This is a genomic window from Neisseria flava (assembly GCF_982712965.1).
This window is the reverse complement of the sequence record NZ_CEXQBZ010000137.1, coordinates 1-20,939: the sequence shown is the minus strand read 5'-3', so window position 1 is coordinate 20,939 and position 20,939 is coordinate 1. Positions and strand designations below refer to the sequence as shown.

General features: G+C 52.6%; 19 protein-coding genes. 12 read left to right on the top strand and 7 right to left on the bottom strand.

The genetic code is table 11. From position 1 onward, the window contains the following. Window positions 1–195: 195 nt before the first annotated feature. Complete coding sequence (locus AC5M9B_RS10865) at window positions 196–405, top strand: Arm DNA-binding domain-containing protein (protein ID WP_083310447.1); 210 nt, start codon at window positions 196–198, stop codon at window positions 403–405. A gap of 186 nt (window positions 406–591) precedes the next feature. On the opposite strand, the gene AC5M9B_RS10860 is transcribed toward AC5M9B_RS10865, so the two are convergent. The 5 genes from AC5M9B_RS10860 to AC5M9B_RS10840 all read right to left on the bottom strand — a co-directional run bounded on the left by AC5M9B_RS10860 (window position 592) and on the right by AC5M9B_RS10840 (window position 6,787). Next, window positions 592–1,974 carry a TolC family protein gene (locus AC5M9B_RS10860; protein WP_487648660.1) on the bottom strand — a complete coding sequence of 461 codons (1,383 nt, stop codon included), beginning with the start codon at window positions 1,972–1,974 and terminating at the stop codon, window positions 592–594. Between the two features lie 75 nt (window positions 1,975–2,049). Further along, window positions 2,050–2,340 carry a helix-hairpin-helix domain-containing protein gene (locus AC5M9B_RS10855; protein WP_070656535.1) on the bottom strand — a complete coding sequence of 97 codons (291 nt, stop codon included), beginning with the start codon at window positions 2,338–2,340 and terminating at the stop codon, window positions 2,050–2,052. Between the two features lie 312 nt (window positions 2,341–2,652). Beyond that, window positions 2,653–3,327 carry a glutathione S-transferase family protein gene (locus AC5M9B_RS10850; protein ID WP_070656533.1) on the bottom strand — a complete coding sequence of 225 codons (675 nt, stop codon included), beginning with the start codon at window positions 3,325–3,327 and terminating at the stop codon, window positions 2,653–2,655. Between the two features lie 247 nt (window positions 3,328–3,574). Beyond that, window positions 3,575–5,512, bottom strand: a complete 1,938-nt coding sequence (locus AC5M9B_RS10845; protein WP_070656531.1) for a MacB family efflux pump subunit — start codon at window positions 5,510–5,512, stop codon at window positions 3,575–3,577. A 96-nt stretch (window positions 5,513–5,608) separates the two neighbouring features. Further along, window positions 5,609–6,787, bottom strand: a complete 1,179-nt coding sequence (locus tag AC5M9B_RS10840) for a MacA family efflux pump subunit (protein WP_487648659.1) — start codon at window positions 6,785–6,787, stop codon at window positions 5,609–5,611. Between the two features lie 320 nt (window positions 6,788–7,107). Between AC5M9B_RS10840 and AC5M9B_RS10835 the strand changes: the two genes are divergently transcribed. The 6 genes from AC5M9B_RS10835 to AC5M9B_RS10810 all read left to right on the top strand — a co-directional run bounded on the left by AC5M9B_RS10835 (window position 7,108) and on the right by AC5M9B_RS10810 (window position 12,222). Continuing rightward, window positions 7,108–7,539, top strand: coding sequence for a type IV pilin protein (locus tag AC5M9B_RS10835; protein ID WP_019270678.1), 432 nt, complete (start codon window positions 7,108–7,110; stop codon window positions 7,537–7,539). A gap of 127 nt (window positions 7,540–7,666) precedes the next feature. Further along, window positions 7,667–8,416: a hydroxyacylglutathione hydrolase gene (gene gloB / locus AC5M9B_RS10830; RefSeq protein WP_070656524.1), complete on the top strand. Its 750-nt coding sequence runs from the start codon at window positions 7,667–7,669 to the stop codon at window positions 8,414–8,416. Window positions 8,417–8,615: 199 nt separating this feature from the next. Next, window positions 8,616–9,755, top strand: a complete 1,140-nt coding sequence (locus AC5M9B_RS10825; RefSeq protein WP_070656521.1) for a hypothetical protein — start codon at window positions 8,616–8,618, stop codon at window positions 9,753–9,755. A gap of 12 nt (window positions 9,756–9,767) precedes the next feature. Further along, a complete protein-coding gene (locus AC5M9B_RS10820; protein ID WP_487648658.1) occupies window positions 9,768–10,562 on the top strand; it encodes an SDR family oxidoreductase in 795 nt (264 codons plus the stop codon). Window positions 10,563–10,738: 176 nt separating this feature from the next. Next, window positions 10,739–11,311, top strand: coding sequence for a ubiquinone biosynthesis accessory factor UbiJ (locus tag AC5M9B_RS10815; RefSeq protein WP_003778635.1), 573 nt, complete (start codon window positions 10,739–10,741; stop codon window positions 11,309–11,311). 20 nt (window positions 11,312–11,331) lie between these two features. Continuing rightward, complete coding sequence (locus AC5M9B_RS10810) at window positions 11,332–12,222, top strand: NAD(+) kinase (RefSeq protein ID WP_146736119.1); 891 nt, start codon at window positions 11,332–11,334, stop codon at window positions 12,220–12,222. A gap of 145 nt (window positions 12,223–12,367) precedes the next feature. On the opposite strand, the gene AC5M9B_RS10805 is transcribed toward AC5M9B_RS10810, so the two are convergent. Then, window positions 12,368–12,619: a hypothetical protein gene (locus AC5M9B_RS10805; protein WP_107825229.1), complete on the bottom strand. Its 252-nt coding sequence runs from the start codon at window positions 12,617–12,619 to the stop codon at window positions 12,368–12,370. Window positions 12,620–12,993: 374 nt separating this feature from the next. Between AC5M9B_RS10805 and mnmC1 the strand changes: the two genes are divergently transcribed. The 3 genes from mnmC1 to waaF all read left to right on the top strand — a co-directional run bounded on the left by mnmC1 (window position 12,994) and on the right by waaF (window position 16,661). Then, window positions 12,994–14,625 (top strand): FAD-dependent 5-carboxymethylaminomethyl-2-thiouridine(34) oxidoreductase MnmC1, encoded by a 1,632-nt coding sequence (mnmC1, locus tag AC5M9B_RS10800; protein WP_146736118.1) that lies wholly within the window; start codon window positions 12,994–12,996, stop codon window positions 14,623–14,625. A gap of 252 nt (window positions 14,626–14,877) precedes the next feature. Continuing rightward, window positions 14,878–15,543, top strand: a complete 666-nt coding sequence (locus AC5M9B_RS10795; RefSeq protein WP_070656512.1) for an excalibur calcium-binding domain-containing protein — start codon at window positions 14,878–14,880, stop codon at window positions 15,541–15,543. A 95-nt stretch (window positions 15,544–15,638) separates the two neighbouring features. Next, window positions 15,639–16,661: a lipopolysaccharide heptosyltransferase II gene (gene waaF, locus AC5M9B_RS10790; RefSeq protein WP_101810508.1), complete on the top strand. Its 1,023-nt coding sequence runs from the start codon at window positions 15,639–15,641 to the stop codon at window positions 16,659–16,661. Between the two features lie 6 nt (window positions 16,662–16,667). Here waaF and AC5M9B_RS10785 read toward each other — a convergent pair whose 3' ends face one another. Continuing rightward, on the bottom strand, window positions 16,668–16,868 hold the full coding sequence (locus tag AC5M9B_RS10785; protein ID WP_487648657.1) for a hypothetical protein: 201 nt from the start codon (window positions 16,866–16,868) through the stop codon (window positions 16,668–16,670). A 326-nt stretch (window positions 16,869–17,194) separates the two neighbouring features. Here AC5M9B_RS10785 and AC5M9B_RS10780 point away from each other — a divergent pair, with 326 nt between their 5' ends. Together AC5M9B_RS10780 and AC5M9B_RS10775 are read left to right on the top strand one after the other, a co-directional pair. After that, on the top strand, window positions 17,195–18,454 hold the full coding sequence (locus AC5M9B_RS10780) for a glutamate-5-semialdehyde dehydrogenase (RefSeq protein WP_487648656.1): 1,260 nt from the start codon (window positions 17,195–17,197) through the stop codon (window positions 18,452–18,454). A gap of 292 nt (window positions 18,455–18,746) precedes the next feature. Beyond that, window positions 18,747–20,798 (top strand): calcium-binding protein, encoded by a 2,052-nt coding sequence (locus AC5M9B_RS10775; protein WP_487648655.1) that lies wholly within the window; start codon window positions 18,747–18,749, stop codon window positions 20,796–20,798. The last annotated feature ends 141 nt before the right edge of the window (window positions 20,799–20,939 follow it).

Sequence of the window (20,939 nt, the reverse complement as noted above, 5' to 3'; positions counted from 1 at the left end):
AAATCAGAAAGGTTTTGCATTTTGAAAATGAGATTGAGCATAAAATTTTAGTAACCTATGTTATTGCAAAGGTCTCATCCCATCGTTTTCTTTTTGGCTACATAACGCCGTCTAATTTAATCTAATTGAATCAACTAAACTCCAGGGGGTATGATTCGGGGTATCTGAAAATACCCCCTAAAACATACCCCCACCATGCCGCTGAATGGCCGACAAATCAAAAACGCCAAGCCCGCCGAAACAGGGAAAAAGACCAAGCTGTTTGACGGCGGTGGATTGTATCTTGAAGTTACCCCAGTAGGCGGGAAAGTTTTCCGCCTGAAATACCGTATAGACGGCAAACGGAAAACACTGACTAAAAGCACCAACAAAACCGCTAAGACTGCTGTTCTTTGTGGCGTGTAGAACAATCAGAAAGCATCCATACTTAAATCCGCCGTACTTAGCCATTTGTCAGGGTTTTAAGGTAGGTATTTCTTGTACATCAAGTCAGTTAAATAAAGAACCGGCTACATCATCTTCGATTAATTTGATTAACAAAATTAAAAATGCCGCCTGATTTTTCAGGCGGCATTTTTAAATTGCTCATTCCTACTTCGGCGTATAACGTCCCGCCATCGCTTTATACACCATGTTTTCGTATTTCAGCGTTTCGTACCGCTGGTTCAATACGTTTTGGGCGGAGCCGTATTCTGTACTCAACGCTTCCAGCCAGTATTTCAGCTCGTTTTTGCCGTGTTGGTAGCGCACTTGGTAGTAGCGGCTGTTTTTCTTGTCCAAAGCGTAACGCTGTTCTTGGTTATTGAGCGCGGCTTGGGCGTTTTGGTAGGCGAGGTAGTTGGTGTTGACTTCGTTCAGCGCGGTAGTCAGGGCTTTTTCAAAGTCGAGTTTGGCGCTGTCGAAATTGGCTTGGGCGGTTTTGTCTTTCCACTTCATGGTCTGCCAGTTGAGGAACGGCAGGTTGATGGTGGCGGAGCCGCCCAAGAGCGGGATATTAAACGTGCTTTTGGCTTTTTCAGACGACGTGCTCAAGCTTGCGCCCAAGGTAATCGAGGGATACCAACTGCGTTTTTGCGCTTCGACGGATTGGAGCGAGGATTGTAGGCGGTATTCGGCGGAGCGCAGGTCGGGGCGGTTCGCCAACACGGTAATCGGTACGTCGAGGTTCACGCCTTTGACGGGCAGCAGTCGGTATTGCGCGGGGTCGGCGGCGATGGCTTCGTTCGGTTTGAGGTTGAGCAGGTTGCGTAAAACCTGTTTTTGCGTGTCGAGGCTGTTTTTCAGGGAAATCAGGTTGTTTTGCGCGCTCAACAGCGATTGTTTCGCCTGCGTCGGCTGGCTGGAATCGGCTCTGCCGTAGCGGAACTTGGCATCGGCAATGCGGTTGATTTCCTGATATTGCTTGAGGGATTTTTGCGCCAATTCAATGGCTTCGTTGAGGTAGGCGATGTTGAAATAGGCGTCGGCGACATTGTTGATCAAAGTCAGGCGCGTGTTCGCCATATCCTGCCGCGTGGCTTGGTATTCCCAGACTTGCGCGTCGGTGGTGGCACTGAGTTTGCGCCACAAATCCAATTCGTAGCTCAAGCCGAGCTGGCTGCTGAAGGTGTTGCCGTGGCTGCCGGTTTTCAGGTTTTTGGATGTGGACGCGCCCAGCGAACCGCTGAACGACGGCGCCAAATCCGCCCCCAAAATATTTGCCTGATACAGGGCTTTATTGACGCTGATGGCCGCCTGTTTCAAATCGATATTGTTTTCCAAAGCCTGCGCCATCAGGGCGTTGAGCTGCAGGCTTTGGTAGATTTCCCACCAGTTTCCGTTCACGTCGTAGCGTTCGGCGGTTTCCTCCGCGCTCATCACCTGCCCTGTCGATTCGAGCGTGAGGTTTTGGTCGGTGCTGTGGACGGCGCACGCGCTTAAGGCAAGGGCGAGCGACAGGGATAATGCCGTCTGAAAAAAAGGTTTTTTCTGCATGTTGTGTCTTTCGGTTTAAGGTTTCAGACGACCTGAAAGGTAGCGAGGTCGTCTGAACAATCTCATCGGCTGCGTTTATTTATCGGCTAAAAACGCTTTTCGCTGTTCCGTAAAATGCCACCACGGCTTCGGTTCGTTCCCCTGCATAAAATCAACCAGCGACAGGAAAATATCGATCATGCAGGGATCGTGTCGGGTTGCGGTCAGGCTGCACAGGCGGTCGTACATTTCGTAAGCGTCCTGCCCCGCCAAATCCTGCGGCTGCGTGATGCCGAGCAAAGCCAAATCCTCCGCCACGGCTTTGCCGACATTGGGCAGGTCGGTCAGCGTGTTCAGCTTGCTTCGTCGTACTTTGTCGGGGTTCATGTTTTAGCCTTTGGTTTGGAGGTCGTCTGAAAACCTGAAAGCGGATGTATAGTGGATTAAATTTAAACCAGTACGGCGCTGCCTCGCCTTAGCTCAAAGAGAACGATTCTCTAAGGTGCTGAAGCACCAAGTGAATCGGTTCCGTACTATCTGTACTGTCCATGGCTTCGTCGCCTTGTCCTGATTTAGTTAATCCACTATATGTTGTGGGTTCGGACGATCTTCGGTCTGTTTTCGCAATGTATTGTGTGAACTGTGTATTCGGTATCTCGTCGGGCAGCCAGACCCGACTTTTGCTGTTTTCAGACGACCTTATTTATCCAAACGCAGCAGCGGGCCGCCTGCTTTCTCTACCGCCGTTTGATAGGCGGGGTCGTTTTCGATGCGCTGCAAATAGGCGCGGATGTTGGGATAGTCCGCCAATCCGAAGCGGTCGGCGGCGGCTTGCAGCGGGTAACTCATCATGATGTCGGCGCCGCTGAGTTGGTTGCTGACCAGCCAGTCTTTGCCGTTTAATTCGTTTTCGACATAGGCTAGATGCAGGGCGGCTTGCGGCTCGATAAAGCCGTTTTTGACGTTGCCGCTGATTTTGCGTGCGACGGGCTTGATGAAAAACGGCATGGGGGCGTTTTCTATTTTGCGGAACACCAGCCCAAGCAAAAGCAAGGGCATCAGCGAACCTTCGGCATAGTGCAGCCAGCGTTGGTAATGCCAGTAATCTTGGCTATCGCGTTCGGGCATGAGGCATCCGCCGCCGTAGGTTTGAATCAGGTAGTCGGTAATCGCGCCGCTTTCGTTGAGTACGAATCCGTCGTCGTCGATAACGGGGGACTTGCCCAGCGGGTGTACGGCTTTGAGTTCGTCGGGCGCAAGCAGGGTTTCGAGATGACGCGCGTAGGTTTTGATTTGATACGGTGCGCCGATGAGTTCGAGCAGCCAGACGATGCGCAGGGCGCGGGACTGTGCCAATACATGTAGGGTAATCATTAGGTTTTCCTCGGTGTGTGTATAGTGGATTAACTTTAAACCAGTACGGCGTTGCCTCGCTTTAGCTCAAAGAGAACGATTCTCTAAGGTGCTGAAGCACCAAGTGAATCGGTTCCGTACTATCTGTACTGTCTATGGCTTCGTCGCCTTGTCCTGATTTTTGTTAATCCACTATATATTCATTGTGATGACAATATCCAAACGGGATTTTCAGACGACCTTTGGGGTTTGGAGGTCGTCTGAAACTTTAATCCTTAGACAAGGCGTCAACCGGGTTGAGTTTGGAGGCTTTGTTGGCGGGCATAAAACCGAACGCCACGCCGATAGCTGTCGAGCAGACAACCGCGCCGATGACGGAGCCGATGGAAATTTCCATCGGAAATTCGGTGACGAAATGGTTGAACACAAGGCTGATGAGCGTGGACAGCCCTACTCCGACCAAGCCGCCGATGATACAGATTAAGACCGCTTCGATCAGGAATTGTTGCAGGATGTTGTTGCGCCGCGCGCCGATCGCCATACGCACGCCGATTTCTTTGGTGCGCTCGGTTACGGACACCAGCATGATGTTCATCACGCCGATACCGCCGACCACCAATGAAATCAGGGCGATGGAGGAAATCAGCAGTTTCATCGTGCCGGTAGTGGTTTCAACCATTTGCTTGATGCTGTCGCTGTTGTTCATGAAAAAGTCTTCCGTACCGTGCCGCGTTTTGAGCAGCTCGGTCAGTCCTTTTTCGGCGACTTGGGTGTTGGCGTCGTCTTTGATTTTGACGGTAATCGAGTTGGTGTGGCTCTCGCCGGTAATTTGGTGCATCACGGTCGTATAGGGCGACCAAAGCATCAATACATCGGAATTGCCAAAAGAGTTTTCTTCTTTTTGCATCACACCGATGACGGTCAGCGGGCGTTTGTTGAAGAGTACGGTCTTGCCCAACGGATCGACATCCGTGCCGAAGAGTTTTTCTTTGGTGTTTTGGTCAATCACGACGACTTGCGCGTCTTCTTTCACATCGCCCTCGTCAAACAGGCGACCTGATTCCAGCTTCAGCCCGCGCACGTCGAAATATTGTTCGCCCACGCCGTACAGCGAGGCGGTCAGGTCGGTGTTGCGGTAGGTCAGCGTGCCGCCGGAGGTCGTCTGCGGCGTGGCGGAAGCGACGTAGCTTTGCTTGGCGATGACTTTAGCGTCGTCAATGGTGAGGGTTTTAATCCTGCCGCTGCGCCTGTCGCCGAAACCGCGTCCGGGGAAGATGCTGATGGTGTTCGTTCCCATCGCGCTGATGTCGGAGAGGATTTTCTTCTCAGAACCGTTGCCCAAAGCGACGACGGACACGACCGAGGCAATGCCGATGATGATGCCGAGCATGGTCAGGAGCGAACGCATTTTGTGCGCCATAATCGCCTGCACCGACATTTTGAAGGCTTCGACGAATTGGTCGTAATAAAACAACCACGAAGATTTTTCTTTGATGCGTTCTATTTTGCTTTCGGGGATTTCGGGATTTTTTGAAGTGTCGGAGATGATTTCGCCGTCGCGGATTTCGATGATACGGTTGGCGATGGCGGCGATACCGGGATCGTGCGTAACCATAATCACGGTATGCCCTTCTTTATGCAGCTTTTGGATGATTTCGATTACGTTTTTGCCGCTGGCGGTATCGAGCGCACCGGTCGGCTCGTCAGCAAAGATGATTTCGCCGCCGTTCATCAGGGCGCGTGCGATGGAAACGCGTTGCTGCTGACCGCCGGAAAGTTCGCTGGGTTTGTTGCCTTCCTTGCCTTCCAAACCCAAATCCTGCAACAGCTTCTCCGCACGTGTGGAACGCTCTTTGCCGCCCATGCCCATATACACGGCAGGCAGGGCGACATTGTCCCGCGCCGTCAGCGAGCCCAACAAGTTGTAGCGTTGGAAAATAAAGCCGAAGCGTTCGCGCCGCAATGCCGCCAATTCGTCCGGCTCCATTTTGGCGGTTTCGATGCCGTTGATTTGATACGAACCCGAAGTCGCGCTATCCAAACAGCCGAGGATGTTCATCAGCGTGGATTTGCCCGAACCGGATTGCCCGATGATGGCGACGAAATCGCCCTTCTCTATCGACAGGCTGACATCTTTCAAAACATGAACGCGGTTCGCGCCGCTGCCGAAGTAGCGGTTGATGTTTTTACATTCGATTAAGCTCATAAGTGTTTCCGACCGATAATGATGTATGGAGTGGAAAGGTCGTCTGAAAGGGGAGTTTTGCTAAGAAACAAAACTTTCAGACGACCTGTTGCCTATTTATCTCGGCGGACCCTGCATGGCGCGTTGCGTCGCTTCAGCCTGCTCCGCCGCGCTCATTTCCGACATCACCACCTTGTCGCCTTCTTTCAAACCGCTTTTGACTTCGGTATTCATACTGTCTTTCAGACCGACCGTAATCTCGCGTTCCGAAGCTTTACCGTCCGCGCCCAAAACGCTGACAAACGATTTGCCGTCGTGTTTTTTAATCGTCAGCGTCGGCACGAGCAAAACGTTTTTCACACTGTTGATTTCAATCGTATTCTGAGTGGTCATACCGATGGAAAGTTTGCCGTCGGGGTTAGGCACCAAAGCGCGGGCGTAGTAGTAAATCGCATTGGAAGTCGTGTCCGTGCTGGTGGTGTAGCTGCCCAGCGACATCGTGGTCAAGCCCGGGTCGACGCTGTCAAGCTTCGCCTTAATCGGCGTATCCGGTTCGGACAGAATCGTAAACGAAATATTCTGCCCCGCTTTAACCTTGGTAATATCGCCTTCGGCAATCTGCATTTTGTTCAACATCGTATCCAGATTCGCCAACTGGATAATCGTCGGCGTGGATTGCACCGCGTTCACAGTCTGCCCTTCTTCCACCGGAATCGCCACCACCGTACCGTCCATCGTCGCAACAATGCGGGTATAGCCCAATTCCGATTCGGCAGTATTGATGGAGATTTTGGTTTGCTTGATGGAAGCCTTCAGCTCGGCAACATTCGCCTTAGCCGCAGCCAGCGCATCCTGCGCGCTTTCCAAATCCTCTTTGGACGTCGCGTTTTCCTTCCACAAAGCCGCCTCGCGCTTATATTTCTTCTCCGCGCTGTTCAGCGCGATTTCGGCAGAAACCAACTTAGCCTGATACGTTTCCAGCTTGGATTTTTCCGTATTCAGCGTGTTCACCTGAGTGGTCGAATTGATTTCCGCAATCAAATCGCCCTTTTTAACCTGCTGCCCGAGCTTGACGTACAGCTTCTTAATCTGCCCCGAAGCCTGCGCGCCCACCGACACCAAATTCGACGGCGAAATCTCGCCCGTAGCCGATACCGTCTGGCTGATGTCGCCGCGTTTGACCGTTTCCGTGATGTAAGAAGTTTGAGGTTCGGGCTGGAAATAAGACCACGCAGCAAACCCAAGCACCGCAGCAACCGTTATTCCAACCGTCCATTTATTAATAATTTTTGCCATAACTGACTTTCTGATTCATCCATTTCATCTGTTCAATCCGGTACCCGATTCATGTCGCATAATCCCAACACTTATCCGCCGAAAACGCTGAAAACGAGCGGATTTTACTGCAAGCATTTACTCCAGCCAAGTCAACGGCAAATCAAATAAAATCATAATAATCTGTTTTATAATCATTTTATAAAAAACCATTTCCAAGATATTGCAACGTATTTACATATTTTCCCAATCCTGAAATTTATCCAAACATTCAAAATGGGAGAAAAGAACTATAATTGCAGTCTGAATTCCCGCCCATACAATAAAAATTACGACATATCATGAAAAACACATTACAAAAAGGCTTCACGCTGGTCGAGCTGCTCATCGTCATCGTCATTCTCGCCATCCTTGCCACCCTTGCCTATCCGTCCTACGAACGCTTTATCCGTAAAAGCCGTTTGGAGAACGTCCGTTCCGAGCTCATGATCAATGCCCATAATCTCGAACGCTTCTACGCGCAAAACCGTACGTTTGAGAAGTTCCCGGCAACAGACCTGGTTCAAAACGAATACTTCACCATCCAGTTTTTCAACTATCAAAACACCCAAAAAGGGAAAGAGAATCCGTCCGCCTCGGGCTTCCTGCTCGAAGCCAAGCCGAATGACGGATACAAAAGCAAAGAGGCCTGCTCCGTCTATCTCGACAGCGACGGTATCTTTTGGGCAAGCAATGCAGATTGCCCCGGATATGAACACATAGATCAAAAATAATCCGAACCCTCTGCCGCTATTTTTATCCGTTCATACAAAAGGTCGTCTGAAAAACTTGCTCAAGATTTTCAGACGACCTTTTCATCATCAGCTAAAATCCGCTATTTCCAAGTGAGGGAACCACATTATGAACATCACCCCTGTCAAAGCCCTGAACGACAACTACATCTGGATGATTCAAGATGGCAATCACGCCGCCTGCGTCGATCCGTCCGATGCCACGCCTGTTTTGGTATTCCTCGTCCGCAACCGCCTGATGCTGGCGCAAACGTGGATTACCCATCTGCATCACGACCATATCGGCGGAGTCCAATCTCTCAAAAACGGCTTTATGGAATCGCCCGTGTACGGAGAGGCGGATATTGACTTGGCAACGCATACGGTTGCGGCGGGTACGCAGTTTCCCTTCGGTGACGGGCTGGTTACCGTGTGGGCGACGCCCGGCCATACCGACCGCCACGTCAGCTATCTTTTGGAAAACACCGAAGGTCTGCACGTTTTCTGCGGAGATACATTATTCTCCGCCGGCTGTGGCAGGGTGTTTACGGGAACGATAGAAGATTTGTACGACAGTTTCCAAAGATTCAATCAGTTGCCCGAAGAAACGCTGTTTTATCCCGCGCATGAATACACCGCTTCTAATCTGCGTTTTGCCGAATTTATCGAGCCGGAAAATCCCGATATTCAAGCAGCTTTGCGCGCATCGGAACATACGCCGACCCTGCCTGTAACTCTCGCACATGAACGCAAAATCAATCCGTTTTTACGGGTCGATTTGCCCGAAGTCCGCGAACGGGTTGAAGATTTGGCAGGGAAGCAACTGGACAGCGGTTTGGAAGTATTCGCCGCGCTGCGGGAATTGAAAAACCGTTTTTAGGTCGTCTGAAAACTCAATCCAGCCAGTTCAAACCAAAACAATTGATGCCTTCTCCCGTCCCTGTATAAACACGGACGGGAATGACAGCCCTTTTATTTCAATCGGCTATAAAACCTGCGTTCCAATCTATTGCAGGGATTTTGAATACCTTTGCCCCGATAAACTATAATCGGCACATTCAGACGACCTTTCCCAAGCCATGACCCGACAAGTTTTCATCCTAGGCGACCAGCCTCTGCCAGAAGGCAGCAGCAAGCCCTATGCGCTTTTGACGGCGAATCCGACCAAGGAACACCACTATATCGCCCAAACCGAACAACGGCAGCATGCGCACAATCCCAAAGTCAGTCCGCAAAACCAAAATGTTTACCGGCTGCCCCTATCCTTGTTTGGCACTCATTCCTATCAGCCGCATAATGAAAGGAAAAAACGCAAACACGCTGCCAAACCGGCCGCCCCGCCTGAAGCGGCAAGCGTCAACATCATCGGCAATCTGGCGGCGAAAAACCTCTATACGCTGGCTTTCGTTGAAAACACCGGCAACCAATACAACCTAGAAAGCTGGTTCAACCGCCACGAAAGCGGCTACGAAGATGCCTGCGAACACTTGCGCACGCTGCCCGGATGTCGTCTGAAAATGAGCGAAGCGAGTTTCGTTAAAACGAGCGAAGCCGGTTTCACCGAAACAGACTCAGTCAAAGTCCCCGATGCGCTGTGGCGCGTGCTGCGGCTCAAATTTCTCGGCATTTTGCGCAATCCCCGCAACCATCAAAACCCGTTTGCCTACCGCCTACTTCAAATCCTGCGCTCACGGCTCCCCGAAGCGGGATTCGAGTTCGTCAGCCTCATCAGCCGCCGCGACCCGAAACGCATCGAATCCATCATGCAGGATTTCCATTTTTCCTTTCTCGGCTATGTCAACTGGCTCTCAGGGCTGTATGGCATGTTGAGCGAAGGCGTTTCGCAACCGTCGCTGTTCGAGCGGCTGTTCTGCGCCGTTTTTGCCGAACCGCAAGCCGTCAAAATCGAGCTGTTCCGCTATCCCGACGATACGGGGCTGTGCCTCTTTGGCGACAGCGGTTTCTGCCTTCAGGCATCATCCGAACTCATCAGCATCGGCGTCAATATTTCCCACGATATGTTTGCCGTCGTCCACCTGCAAGCCGCACGCTGGCACGATTTTAAAAATACTTTCCATCATGACGCGCCGAAACTGCAAGGCAAAGTGAAGATTATTGACGGCAACCAAACCCAACGCGTCATGTTCAACCGGCTCTGTATCCGCCAATCTCACCAAGCCGTGTTCGGCAGAAGCCCGAACGTAAAAGACTACATCTAAACCATCAAAATCATGAATACTTCCCCCGACGCATCCATCTTAGGCTTGGGCTACCTCGGCCGTCCTTTGGCGCAGAAACTCTACGAACACGACAGCCGCGTTGCCGCCATCAAGCGCAGCCTGACTTCGGACGATATTAATCTGCCCGTACACCTCGACACCATCGACCTCAATCAAGACAACGTGTTTCAAAGCGCGAACCTTGCCCGCGATACAAGCTTTTGGCGGCACCACGCCGACAAACCCGTTTGGTTCTGCCTGTTGCCGCCATCCTCGCTGACGCATTACGCCGACACCATCAAACAATGGGCAGAACTTGCCCGAGCGTGCAATGTGCAACACCTGATTTTCACGAGCAGCACCAGCGTTTACGGCGATAAAGCGCGCGAATGCGACGAAACTGCCACACCCGACCCGCAAACCGAGTCCGCCCGCCAAATCCTCGCCGCCGAACAATACCTGCTCGACAGCGGCGTTCCGAACATCGACATCCTGCGGTTGGGCGGGCTTTATTGCGCCGAACGCCATCCCGTCAGCCGTCTTGTTCAAAAGCAAAACATCCCGGGCGGCAACCAGCCTGTCAATATCGTCCACCGCGACATCGCCGTCGAAACCCTGTTTCAGACGACCCTCAACCCAAACGGCAGACGCATCCGCAACATCGTCGAACCGCGCCACCCGACCCGCCGCGATTTCTATACGGCCGAAGCCGCCAAACTCGGTCTCCCGCCGCCCGATTTCGCGCCTGATGACACAAGCAGCGGCAAAATTGTAAATACCGTTTCCGCCGACGGCTTAAGCCTGTAAAATTACGGCTCCGCGACCGTTTCAGACGACCTTTCGGCAGCGGCAAAACCAAAACCAAAAAACACAGTCTTACTTAACATAGTGAGTCGACAAAATCAGGATAAGGCGAAGCATCGCCGTACAAATCAAGTTCACCCACTATACAACCCCAAGCCCGAAAGTATCGAGAACACGCTATGTCCGCCCTATTTCCCGTTATCAACCACCTGATACAGCAAAATCCGGAACACAGACAAGACTTGTCCCGCTTGTCAGGCAAAACCCTGAGCCTCAACCTCGCCGGATTCGGACTGACCGGACGCATCAATCACGACGGCTTCCTCGAAACCGCCGACCAACCCGCCGACACCCTCATCACCTTCCACCAAAGCGCCATCCGCAAAATACTCACCGGACAAGAACCCGGCGTCGGTGACATCAGCCTCGAAGGCGACCTCATGCTCGGCATGACCGTCCTGCCCATACTTGGCAGCCTGCGCTACTACGCTTCAGACGACCTCGCCCGCATCTTCGGCGACTCACTCGCAGGCAGCATCAGCGAACGCGCCGCAAACATCGGGCAAACCGTCAAAAAAATCGGACAAAGCATAGCCGAGCAAATCAGCGACTTTTCCCGCGAACCCGAATCCCCCGTTATCGACGCCGCCACCCTGTCCGCCTGGATGGAAGAAGTGGACAAACTGCGCGACGACGTTGCCCGTCTCAACGAACGCCTCGACCGGCTCGAACGCGACATCTGGATAGACTAATTTTCAGACGACCCATGCCTATGAACAGCCCGTTTCACAACATCGGTATCGTAACCCGCCCCAATACCCCCGAAATCCAAAATACCGCCCACACCCTCATCCAATTCCTGCAGGGACACGGCCTCACCGTCTATCTTGACGAAATCGGCATAGAAGAACGCTGCATCTATGTTCAAGATACCGTCGGCTGCCACATCGTCAGCAAATCCGACTTGGGCAAACACTGCGACCTCGTCATCGTCCTCGGCGGCGACGGCACCTTCCTCTCCGTCGCCCGCGAAATCGCCCCCCGTACCGTGCCCGTTATCGGCATCAACCAAGGGCATTTAGGCTTCCTCACCCAAATCCCTCGCGAAAACATGACCGAAGAGCTGCTGCCCGTCCTCGAAGGCAAATACCTGCCCGAAGAGCGCATCCTCATCGAAGCCACCCTTGTTCGCGACGGAGAAACCATCCACCGCGCCCTCGCCCTCAACGATGCCGTCCTCTCACGCGGCGGCGCAGGCCAGATGATAGAGTTCGAAGTCTTCATCAACCAAGAATTCGTCTATACCCAACGCTCCGACGGCCTCATCGTCTCCACCCCCACCGGCTCCACCGCCTACTCACTAGCCGCCGGCGGTCCCATCATGCAGGCAGGATTGCACGCCTTCACCCTCGTGCCCATCTGCCCCCAATCCATGACCAACCGCCCCATCGCCATTCCCGATACCTCCGAAATCGAAATCCTCGTTACCCAAAGCGGCGATGCCCGCGTCCATTTCGACGGACAATCCTTTATCGACGTACAAAACCTCGACCGCATCATCATCCGCCGCTACCACAACCCCCTGCGCATCCTCCACCCCACCGACTACCAATACTTCCGAACCCTGCGCCAAAAATTACACTGGGGCGAACAGCTTGTATAAATAAACAGATGTTCCTTTTAAAGCCAAAGGACATTAAATATTGGCAATCATCGCTTTATAAGGGTGATATATTAAAGTCGTCTGAAAACGCATATTCAAAGAAACGGCCCGCCGAATGAAGGCGGGCCATTAATTTAAATCGGGTTTAGCTGTTTCTAGATTTGCGGCGTTCAAAGAATTCCGCTACCCAACCAATTACAGCAAGGGCTAAAACTATTGTTGTAATGATTGGATAAAAATAGTATGCAATGATTGCGATACTGCCGAATATTGCAACGGCAAAGAAATAACCTACCATAACAAAAAAATTATCCACATAATGCAATACCCCTTTTGCCGCCTCTTCAAATACCTCTTTAATTGCTTCTTTTAATGCATTCTTAAGCATCTTTTTCATTTTATTGCCTTTTATTATTTATTAAAGAAATTATTACAAACGACTTTAACCAAAGTCATCCAATTTAGCAATAACCATAACAAATAGCATGATCACAACGGATATTGCAACATCAAAGATATGCCATCATCGACCAATTTTTTATAACCCATTACACAACCATTTTCAGACGACCTCTTTATCCGGCAGCTTTATCCCATGCCTGCCGAGCAAGTGGAAACCCAGACCTCAATCTTTCAGAAATGTTTAGTGATTAACATAATCTCAAGCCTACAAGCATGAATGACAATGTTGGCACTTCTTATTTTAATCTGCTATAACCATTCTGACTCCTTACCCGTTTTTACCCACCTTTTTTTTCAGACGACTCCGCCATGCCCATCCTCGCTTGGAACACCCTGCCCGCCCCCGCCGAACTTGCCCGTGTGATTGAAACTCATCCCGCGCCGCTGCATCTGGTTGCTTGTCTGACCGAAAACCGCATGCCCGATTTTCATTTGTCCGATGCCCCGACCGAGCTGGAAGGCCGTCTGAAAAACCGCCTCGACCAAGCCCTGAAATGCCTTCAGTTCAACAGCGTCAACTTTCTAGAAAACCTGTTGCCTGATGTGCATCTCTGGCTTATCCCGCCGCAGCGCGCCGACAGCCTGCACGAACATTTCGACCGTATCGAATGGCAGACCGAAACCGTGCAGCAAGCCGCGCCCAAACCCGTCAAACCTTGGTTCAGACGACCTCAAGCCACCACCCCGCCCGAACACGCGCTGGTTATCGGCGCGGGCATTGCCGGCGCTGCGACCGCGCGCAAACTGGCGGAACACGGCGTGCGCGTTACCGTTTTGGAGGCGGGCAAAGCGGCGCAAGGCGGCAGCGGCAACCGCCAAGGGCTGCTCTACGCCAAAATCTCACCGCACGACACCGAGCAGACCGAACTGCTGCTGGCGGGCTACGGCTACACCCGCCGCCTACTGCAAGACCTGCTGCCCGATTCCGACGCATGGGGCGGCGACGGCGTGTTGCACCTCAATTTCGACGAAGCCGAACGCAAACGCAATCAGGCATTGGGTTTACAGCAGCATCACACCCACCTTTACCGCAGCGTCTCCGCCGACGAAGCCGCGCAAATCGCAGGCATAGACGTCTTTTCAGACGGCCTTTACTGGCCGCAGGGCGTATGGCTGAACCCGCCCGCCGTTGTCCGCGCCTTGCTGAATCATCCGCTGATTGCGTTGCACGAAAACACGCCCCTATCCTCCGCCGAATATGACGGCGCAAACTGGACGGCGCACACGCCGCGCGGCAGCTTCAGCGCACGCTGCATTATTTACTGCATGGGCGCGCACAGCCCGAACGCCGCCAACGCGAACGTCTCCGCCCTGCCTTTCCGCCAAATTCGCGGGCAAACCGGCATAGCGGCGGCAAGCGGTTTTTCCACACGCCTGCGCTGCGCCTTATCCGGCGAAAGCTACATCAGCCCGAGCTGGCAAGGGCAACACTGCTACGGCGCAACCTTCGTCCTCAACAGCAACGACGATGCTTGGCACCCGCACGAAGAAGCCGCCAACCGCGCCGCCCTGCAACAACTCAACCCGCCATTGGCGCAATCATTGTTTGAGCAAAACTCGTTTGAGCGAAACTCTCTTTACTCGTTTTCAGACGACCTCTCTTCCCCGCCGCAAGGACACGCCGCCCTGCGCTGCGACAGCCCCGACCACCTGCCCGTCGTCGGCGCACTCGGTGACATCGCCGCCATACAGACCACCTACGCCAAACTCGCGTTGGACAAAAACTACCGCCTCGACAACGTCCCCTGTCCCTACCTGCCGAACGCCTACATCAACACCGCCCACGGCACGCGCGGCCTCGCCACCGCACCTATCTGCGCTGCCGCCATCGCCGCCGACATCCTCGGTCTGCCCCAGCCGCTGTCCCAACGCCTGCGCACCGCCTTGCACCCCAACCGCGCCGTCATCCGCGCCATCGTGCGGCAGCAGCCTTTGCTTTGATGCAATACACAGGTCGTCTGAAAGCGGATAAAGCACGTTCGCTCAAACATGAAGACGAGTTTTCAGACGATCCCGGCACGACAACAACAAAGCACCCATAAAATCATAAAAATATTAACAACCTATTTTCAAAAATATCTTTCTTAACTTTAAAACCCAAAATTTACATATAAATATCAACCCATCCCCTTGTCCATTTATATATTTCGTTTAAAATACCGACCTAAACAACAACTATTCTATATAGATAAAATGCGTCATTACGGAACCATCATCCGCTGGAACGACAATCGGAGGTTCGGAGCCATCCGTGAAGAAAACATGGGCAAAGAAATATTCGCCCCGCTCTCCGCCTTCACCACACTGCCGCACCCGCCCGCCGAAGGTCAGCGTGTATCGTTTGAAATTATCAAAGGCAGACGCGGACGCGACGAAGCGGAAAACATCTGCTTCGCTTCCGACTGCATCGGCGAAGCCGACTTTTTCGCCCCCGAGCCCGAGCCTTTTAAAGCAGCCTTTTCCAAACTCCTGTGGATCATCCCCGTCATTGCCCTCTTTGCCGCAGGCGGATGGTTCGGCTGGAACTATTGGCAGGAATACCGCCGTCAGACACAGGAAGCAACAGCGGCTGCACCGGTTACAATGGTGTCCGAAGTTGCCGAAAAGATGAAAGCCGAACGCAAGGCATGGAAAGACGCGGCAAGCGGGCGTACTGCTTTCAAACATGGTTCAACTGCCTCAACCGGCTCCGCTGCTACCACTGGCACTACCACTGCATTCAAATGCGACGGTCGTCAGCACTGTTCTCAAATGAATTCTTTGGAAGAGGCGGAATTTTTTATCAAAAACTGCCCAAATACCAAAATGGACGGTGATCATGACGGTATTCCGTGCGAAAACGACAGCCGTTGGCATTAATCGCCCACAATGCAAAAAGGTCGTCTGAAAATGTTTTTCAGACGACCTTTTTAAATCGGCTACAATATCGCGCAATACAAACCTACCCTACCACCATGTCCAAAAAAATCCTCATCATCACCCCGAGCTGGATCGGCGACTGCGTCATGACCCAGCCGCTTTACCGCCGCCTGCACGAACTCCATCCCGGCTGCACCATAGACGCATTCGCGCCCAAATGGTCGATGGCGGTGTTCGAGCGTATGCCCGAAATCAGCCGCGTCATCGAAAACCCGTTCGGACACGGCGCGTTGGAACTGAAAAAACGCTGGCGCATCGGGCGCGAACTGGGCAAACAAGGTTACGACCAAGTCATCGTCCTGCCCGGCTCGCTGAAATCCGCCCTCATCGCCTTCGCCACCGGCATCAAACAGCGCACCGGCTACGTCGGAGAATCGCGCTATCTGCTGCTCAACGACATCCGCAAGCTCGACAAAGCCGCCCTGCCCCTGATGGTCGACCGCTACACCGCCCTCGCCCACCCGACGCAGGCGGACTTCAACGGACATTCCGATAACCCGCGTTTCACCATTTCCCCCGAAAGCCGCGCCGCCGCGCTTGCGAAATATGGCTTAAACACGGACAAACCCGTTCTCGCCTTCTGTCCGGGTGCGGAATACGGCCCTGCCAAACGCTGGCCCGCGCGCCATTTCGCCGAACTCGGCCGCCGCTATCTGGCGGAAGGCTGGCAGGTTTGGCTCTTTGGTTCGCAAAAAGATTTCGACATCGCCGAAGAAATCAACCGACTTTCAGACGACCTCTGTACCAACCTTTGCGGCAAAACCAACCTTTCCGAAGCGATTGACCTGCTTTCCTGCGCCGACACCGTCGTCTGCAACGACAGCGGTCTGATGCACCTCGCCGCCGCCCTCGACCGCAAACTCGTCGCCGCCTACGGCTCCTCCAGCCCCGACCACACCCCGCCCTTGAGCCCAAAAGCCAAAATCGTCAGCCTGCACCTCGAATGCTCGCCCTGCTTCAAACGCGAATGCCCGTTGGGACACACCGACTGCCTGAACAAACTCACGCCGGACATGGTTCAAAAAGCGGCGGAGGAATTGGCGCAAACGGAATCCTAATAAACATCAACCGACAATCCTGTAATCAGCAGTAAGACCATACGACAAAAGGTCGTCTGAAACCTGCCTTCCAAAACAGATTAAAATGGCAATACCCACGCCGTCATTCCCGCGCAGGCGGGAATCCAGACCTTGATTTTTAGGAATGTTTAAAGATTGGTACGGCTTTAAGACTCTGGATTCCCGCCTGCGCAGGAATGACGGCATGGAGGCTTCTTGTTTTCATTCACCCTATCTTTTCAGACAGAAGTAGCGTGGGCTTTGCCCACGAAATCTACCCATTCCCGATACGGTGTTTATCCACTATCGTTATTCCCGCCCCTGCCTATGCAGAAATGGGAATAAATGCCCGACCCACTGTTTCCTGAAACCCACTTTCAAATTTTCAGACGACCTTTCCACCATTGACCTCGAAACTCCATACTGCCGCGAAACAAACCGCAAGTTAGAGCTGCCTTCACCCAGTTTTGTATTGAATTCCCGTTCAGACGACCTTATCATCAACCCATTCCCACTTTCCCCGCAGAAACACCATGCAAAACATCCAAGACTACGTCCGCCGCACTGCGTCCGCCGCCAAACAGGCTTCCTATACTGTCGCTGCCGCCAAGACCGCGCAAAAAAACGCCGCGCTTCTGCGCACTGCCGAACTCATCAAACACCATCAAACCGCCATCCTCGCCGCCAACGCTCAAGATATGGAACAGGCCGCGCAGAAAGGTTTGAACGACGCCCTGCTCGACCGCCTGCGGCTGACCGAAAAAACCATAGACAATATGTGCGAAGGTTTGCGCCAGATTGCCGCCCTGCCCGACCCCGTCGGCGAAATGGACGAATTCCGCACCCGCGAAAACGGCCTGCAAATCGGCAAAATGCGCGTACCTTTGGGCGTTGTCGGCATCATTTACGAATCCCGTCCCAACGTAACCGTCGATGCCGCCGCCCTCTGCCTCAAATCCGGCAACGTCTGCGTCCTGCGCGGCGGCAGCGAAGCCTTCAACAGCAATATGGCGCTCTCCAAACTGATTACGCAGGCATTAGTTGAAAACGGCCTGCCCGCAGCAGCCGTCAGCCTGATTGAAAACACCGACCGCGAAAGCGTCGGCGCCATGCTGCAAAGCCCAGAGTTTATCGACGTCGTCATCCCGCGCGGCGGCAAATCGCTGGTTTCCCGCATCGCCGCCGAAGCCCGCGTACCCGTCATCAAACACCTCGACGGCATCTGCCACGTCTATATCGACCGCGCCGCCGACACCGAAAAAGCCGTCAACATCGCCTTCAACGCCAAAACCTCGCGCTACGGCACCTGCAACACCATGGAAACCCTGCTCGTCCACCAAAGCCGCGCCACCGAAATCCTGCCCGTATTGGCGGAGAAATACGCCGCCCGCGACGTCGAGCTGCGCGGCTGCCCGCGTACCCTGTCCATCCTGCCCCACATTCAGACGGCCTCCGAAGAAGACTGGGACACCGAATACCTCGCCCCCATCCTCTCCGTCAAAATCGTCGACAGCCTCGAAGAAGCCGTCGCCCATATCAACACCCACGGCAGCCACCACACCGACAGCATCGTAACCGAATCCTACTCCGACGCCCGCACCTTCCTGCGCACGGTCGACAGCGCCAGCGTCATGGTCAATGCCTCCACCCGTTTCGCCGACGGCTTCGAGTACGGCCTCGGCGCGGAAATCGGCATTTCCACCGACAAAATCCACGTGCGCGGCCCCGTCGGTCTGCACGGGCTGACTTCGCAGAAATGGATAGTGTTGGGCGACGGGCAGGTTCGGTCGTAATTCCTTCACTTTCTTGAGGGATAAAACAACAAAAGGTCGTCTGAAAAACAGTTTTCAGACGACCTTTTCAGTTTTACTTTCCCTATTATCGGCACACCAAATGTCTCACCTAATTATTTCCAATTTTAAATTAACATATTAAACAATATGTTAAATTATTATATCTTATCCATTATTGTTTTCTCCGATACAATCGACATCATGCCATATAAGAAAAAATCTATTTAATGTCAAATAGATATAAATTTTTATTATTCACTCTTCCCATCCATTTTTCCACAGGAGAACTATTATGGCTGATACATTGCTTTCTTTAAAAAATAACCAATCCGTCGTTATTACCGGTACGGACCATAATGATACTTTATATGGTAGTACGGGACATACCATATTCTACGGTGGTTTAGGGAACGATACTTACTACAGTAAAAATGCGGACGATACCATCATCGAGCGTGAAAACGAAGGCCGCGATCTAATCTATAGCAGCACCGACTTTACCTTACCAGAACATGTCGAAGATCTGAAGTTGCAGGGCAACAGTATGTTAGGTATCGGCAATGATGCAGACAATGTTATATCGGGCAATTCCAACGGCAACCGTCTATATGGCAAAGGCGGCAATGATCTGATGCTTGGCGGAAATGGCAACGATTATCTATGGGGCGACGATGGTGATGACCGACTTGGCGGACTAGGCGGCAACGACGTTCTGAATGGTGGAAGCGGAAACGATTTTCTATCTGGGGATGACGGGGAAGATATCTTATATGGCGGTACGGGTATGGACACCATGCTCGGAGGAAAGGGAAACGATACTTTCTATGTAGATAATATAAAAGATACAGTCGTCGAAGACGCAGATGCAGGCTACGATACGATATACAGCAGTGTTACCTATACCGCGCCAACCCACGTTGAAAAACTGATTTTAGAAGGTAAAGACAATATCTTCGGCTTTGGCAACAATGCCGATAACAGCCTTATCGGCAACAGCGGCAACAATCGCTTGAGTGGCGGGCGAGGTAGCGACACGCTCTATGGCATGGAAGGTAACGACCTATTAATGGGTGGTGATGATCGCGACGAACTTTACGGCGGACAAGGTGATGACATCCTGCGTGGCGATGCAGGCAACGACCTGCTCGACGGAGGCTATGGCAACGATACTTTAGACGGCGGCAGCGGTGCAGACACTATGGCCGGCGGCTTGGGAAATGATGTCTATCATGTTGATAATGTGAACGATACGGTTATTGAGGAAATGAACGGCGGTATCGACACGATTTACAGCAGTATTACCTATACCGCGCCAACCCACGTTGAAAACCTAACGCTAACAGGCAACGACAATACCTTCGCATTCGGCAACAACGCCGATAATATTCTGACGGGAAACAGCGGCAATAACCGATTAAGCGGAGGACGCGGCAGCGATACGCTATACGGCAACGAAGGCAACGACCTGCTGATGGGAGGGGATGATAGAGATTTCCTATACGGCGGTAACGGAGACGACATTCTTCGCGGTGACGAAGGTAACGACCTGCTTGATGGTGGCAGTGGCAATGATACTTTGGACGGAGGCAGCGGTGCAGATACCATGTCTGGTGGGTACGGGAATGATATCTACCATGTAGATAATGTCAAAGATACAGTTACTGAGTGGTGGGGAGAAGGTGTCGATACGATATATAGTAGTGTTTCCTACACAATCCCAACCTACGTCGAACACCTGACCCTGACCGGCAGCAACAACACTTTCGGCATCGGCAATTACGGCGACAATACCATTACCGGCAACAGCGGCCACAACCAATTAAACGGTGAGGGAGGCAATGATACCCTTTACGGCATGAGTGGAGACGACCTGTTGTCAGGCGGCAGCGGAAACGACTATCTCTACGGCGGCGACGGAGATGACAGGCTGAATGGAGGAGACGGGATCGATTACCTCCACGGCGGCGACGGCAACGACTACCTCACAGGCGGTTCGGGCAGCGATACCATCGTTACAGGTGCAGGTAAAGATACCGTCGCTTTCTCCGCCTCAGACATCCGCGACGGCAGCATAGATCGTATTACCGACTTCAACCCTTATATGGACAAGCTTGATCTGTCCGGTATGCGTTCCCTGCTAAGCGGCAGCGAGGCAAATGTGAGCTGGTCGGAACTGTTCGTCAAAAATCCTTATTATTACGACACTGGCCGTTCTTACCTCGTCTTCGACTCTGTATCTCAAACCCTCGCCTACCGAGCGGCAGGTGCAAGCAGCAATACCGTGTTCGCCAAATTTGACGACAGTCAGGCAGCTTGGTTGAGCGCTTCCAATATCATCGGCTAAGCTGAGGCAAACCGGATTTTTAGAGGAAGCCTGAGCGCAAACGTCGTCTGAAACCTAATTTTCGGTTTCAGACGACGGCGGATTCGCATTTGAAGTGCAACTTTCCCTAACAGAAAAAGGCCAGTATGCGGTAGCATACGG